Source organism: Actinomyces bouchesdurhonensis (assembly GCF_900128465.1).
Taxonomy (GTDB): Bacteria; Actinomycetota; Actinomycetes; order Actinomycetales; family Actinomycetaceae; genus Pauljensenia; species Pauljensenia bouchesdurhonensis.
In genome coordinates this window covers 1-3673 of the sequence record NZ_LT635887.1, presented here as the reverse complement: position 1 = coordinate 3673, position 3673 = coordinate 1, and the positions used below count along the sequence as shown (strand labels likewise).

Genomic DNA, 3673 nt, shown 5'->3' with positions numbered 1-3673 from the left:
AAAGGAACCCCCATCACCAGCCACCAACCCTACCTCGACGCCATCGCCTACGAACTGAACAACTGCCCCAGAGCCACCCTCGGCTACCGCACCCCAACAGAAGCATTCAACGAACTCATTGCTACCACCCATCGAAACTTCCACGCCAAATAACCTAGAGTTTGCTACAATGTAGCAATAGTTCGAGGAGCTTTCATGGCAAACTATGATCCATTCACGATCGACGGCGACCCAATCGACCAAGCAGAGCAAGGGGTGAGGCTGGGGCCTAATCAATATCAAGACAAGCACAGTGAACAGTTTGCTGACCTTGTTCACCAGTTTAAACGCGCAATTTGCGATGCGCACATGAGGAGTCGACGCTTTTCAGTCACCGAGACATCTTATATCCTTAATCCAACTCCATTGCAAGGCTACCCTGCAATGCCAGTTACTTTGAAACCGATTGAGGTTTCCCGGCCGACAGCAGATGGTTCCGGAGGTGGCATTCTTCTCAGTGGTCAAGCGCCGCAACAGCCCAACCATTATGCGGCAGTTTTCAGTCAACTTTGTGCCCGTATTGACCTTGCTCTCGATGGGCACTATTCATTACCCACTTACGCAGACGTAAGCGCGCTTCGCGCAACAACGATTGACTGGGCAAAACAACTCATTGCTGATAGTAATCAGAATCCAGATTCTCTTCCTTTGTGGATTGAAACAGCAAAGAATAAGCTCTCGGATTCGAACTCCCAGACGCTAAACCATGTCGCAAACGACATGCTCGGAGGGCTTAAACCTGCAATTAGTATCCTTGCAGAGGCAAGTTATGCATGTGTTTCGTTAATTAATCTCAATGCGCACGCAATCAATGTCCTTCGTTCTGAAACTCGCAGTGCGATTAGCAGTGCCATCGCAGCATGTAATAACATTACGGCACGGCAAACAAAGTGTGCACTCGACTTTGCAATTACACTTCTCAAGGTAACGGACTACGCTGAGAGAATTATGAAGGGTGATCTAGGTGCAACTGCTGATGTTCTCGGTCAGATTAGCACTTGGCTCACGGTAGATAGTGCAGAAACCCCATTGAATACTTTCGTCTATACAGACGAAAATATCATTGTTGAATTTGAAAACGCTATTGCAAAAATAGACGAGAATTTCAGGTGTGCAGAGGAAGGTGTTCAAAATGCTTACATCGCTATTTCGGACACGCTCAAAGAGCGATATGATAGTGGTGACCTAACTATTGATGATCAAGTAGAGTATGCGTCAAGTCGCACTCAGGTTCTTTCTGTTGATCATGAAATGCTTGAGCAAGTCTACAATGGTAATTTGCCTGAGATTGTATCACACCTTAACAATATTAAGGAAGATACCTATAGAAGTAATTACACTGCTGCTTTCGCCCGCTGGCACTCGCTCGGCGTTTCCCCTTCCGGCCCATCAAATAGCTTTTATAATGTAGTGGAAGAGATTCGACTTACCCTTCAGCGTCTTTCTGAATCTTGTGAGGGTATTGCTACTGGACTGCAAAGATTCGATAGTGAGATGAAATCTACGGAGATTGACTCGGCGGATAATATTCGAAAGATTGCAGAGGCAATGCAGGGTGCTACGAAAACAATACCAAAGTTCGCTTAATCGCTACGCCAGCGAGGGGGCAGTGTTTTTTGGATGGTTTGTTTTGGATGGGCTTAGGCTTGTGTTGTTGTAACTTCGTGAAGTGGGCGTGTGAGCCTGTGGAGAGTGAGATGCCTGTTATGGGAACGCGTCGTCGTTTGACGTCGTAGTATTGTCGTGATGTGACGGGGTCGGCGTTGGATAGGGCTCGATGATTTCGTCTGTGGCCGGGGATTATTGGCTGGGCGAATCGACGGTGTGCCGGTGGGGCACATCGAGTACGGCATTCTCCAGGCCGTGCATGATGACCGTCCTGATCGGCGCGAGCTCAGAAGGAGAACGAGTTCTTGGGAAAAGGCCGCGATTTCTTCGCGTCGCGGAACGAAAGCGCCAGCGCCTCGAACTGCTGCTCAGGGCATAACACGTGTTGCAGCCGCCTCTAGAATCCGGTCGGCAAATCCCCCATCGACTACGAACTACACCAAGCGGCCTGGACAACAGATGCATAAACAACCGTGAATTACTTGACCGGTGTGCAGTCGAGCGTGGGCTCTGCTCCGTCGTAGGCAAAGTTGATGGTGCACGTGAAAGAGGTTGCTTGGGGGAGTTTCTTGCCGGATGCGGGGTCGGTGGGTCCTGTTGCTACTCCCAGGGGGAAGGTTGTGCCGCGCAGTGAGCTGAATAACAGGTCGTTTGTCGCATCCAACGGTTCCGTACTGTATGCAAGAGCGCCACAGCGTCCCTCCCTGGCGGGATCCGGTGTGCCGGTGCGGCAAGATACTGCGAATGCTTCGCTCTCCGTCTGAATCCAATCCTTCAGCTTGTCGCTTGGCTCAATCTTGAACAGTGTGATCGACGTGTCCGCGCGAATTTCTCCTGCCCCGTCGCCGAGAGGACGCGCGTACTCGATCGTCCAGTAGTCGGGATTCTGTGGAACGGCTTCCACGCGATAGCTACCAGGAAAAAGGGAATAGGAGCCCTGGGGGTTGTCGACCGACACATCACCGATACGAATGCTGCGAAGTCCAGCTGTATCGATAAAGGCACTCGTTGACCCGAACGAGGAACCACTGATCTCCCACATGCCGAGCTGACCGTTCCTCTTGTCTGTCCTATCGAGAGCGGTGCGGAAGGGGCGCTGTGAGGAAGGCCCGTCATTGTATCGAATCCATCCATTAACCCAGGGATGCGGATAGGTGCCAGTATCCCCGTCCGATAAGGTTCCTTCGAAACTGACCGTGCTGGGTGCGTGGGCGTGTGCGGCGTCGGTGAGGAACGCTGTGGAGTATCGCCCGTCGGAATTGGTGACGAGATCCGGAGAGTATGCCAGAGCCTCGTCATATTTCCCATCTTTGATGAGATCCATGTAACGGTTCCACGCGTCCAAGGCGGTCAGGTCGGATAGGTACACGTAGTTGGACCAGTAGCGCGCCCCGGATGCGGCGGCCACGAGGCCCACGCACGAGGCAGCGGCAACCCAGCACTTGCGCCATGGTGTGTTGTTCATTGATAGCCCTTCATGTGTGGGGGACGCAGGGACGATGTGAGAGGTTTGACCTGTCGCGGTGGCTTAACAGGGGGCTTTCCAGCGGCGGCTCCTACCCCGTCCAACCGAAAGGCCTCAACATGCCTCATACTACCTCTTATGGCGGCAGTAACACAGGGGGCAGGCCTGTGTTGTTGACGCTTCGTTGAGCGGGCGTGAGTGCCTGCGGAAAGTGGGGCGCCTGTGACGGGAGCTCGTCGTCGTTTGACACCAGAGCGTCGTCATGCGGTGGGGCTGGTGTTGGATACAGGCGCTACAGATCGCATATGTGGCCCGGGATTGATGGCCCCGGAATGAGGGCCGCGCGAATCGGCGGTGGGCCGGTAGATCGCACTCGAACGCGACAGACCCCCATCCGACGAACGAACCTCCCGCCGCCGTCACACCCCGAGGGCGTCCAGTAGCGGGCGCATCTTGGCCTCGGTCTCGGTCAACTCCAAGTCGGGGTCCGAATCCGGCATGATGCCGGCCCCGGCAAACAGGCGCAGGCGCGTCCCCGACGCCAGCCCGCAGCGCAGGGCG

At 53.9% G+C, this 3673-nt stretch carries 3 protein-coding genes; 1 reads left to right on the top strand and 2 read right to left on the bottom strand.

The window, feature by feature from the left end:
- Positions 1-195: 195 nt before the first annotated feature.
- Positions 196-1626, top strand: a complete 1431-nt coding sequence (locus BQ7477_RS11785) for a hypothetical protein (RefSeq protein WP_129582586.1) — start codon at positions 196-198, stop codon at positions 1624-1626.
- Between the two features lie 499 nt (positions 1627-2125).
- On the opposite strand, the gene BQ7477_RS10960 is transcribed toward BQ7477_RS11785, so the two are convergent.
- Together BQ7477_RS10960 and BQ7477_RS10955 are read right to left on the bottom strand one after the other, a co-directional pair.
- Positions 2126-3112, bottom strand: a complete 987-nt coding sequence (locus BQ7477_RS10960; RefSeq protein WP_073983908.1) for a hypothetical protein — start codon at positions 3110-3112, stop codon at positions 2126-2128.
- A 419-nt stretch (positions 3113-3531) separates the two neighbouring features.
- A partial coding sequence (locus BQ7477_RS10955) for a chorismate-binding protein (RefSeq protein WP_200783532.1) occupies positions 3532-3673 on the bottom strand: 142 nt, incomplete at its 5' end.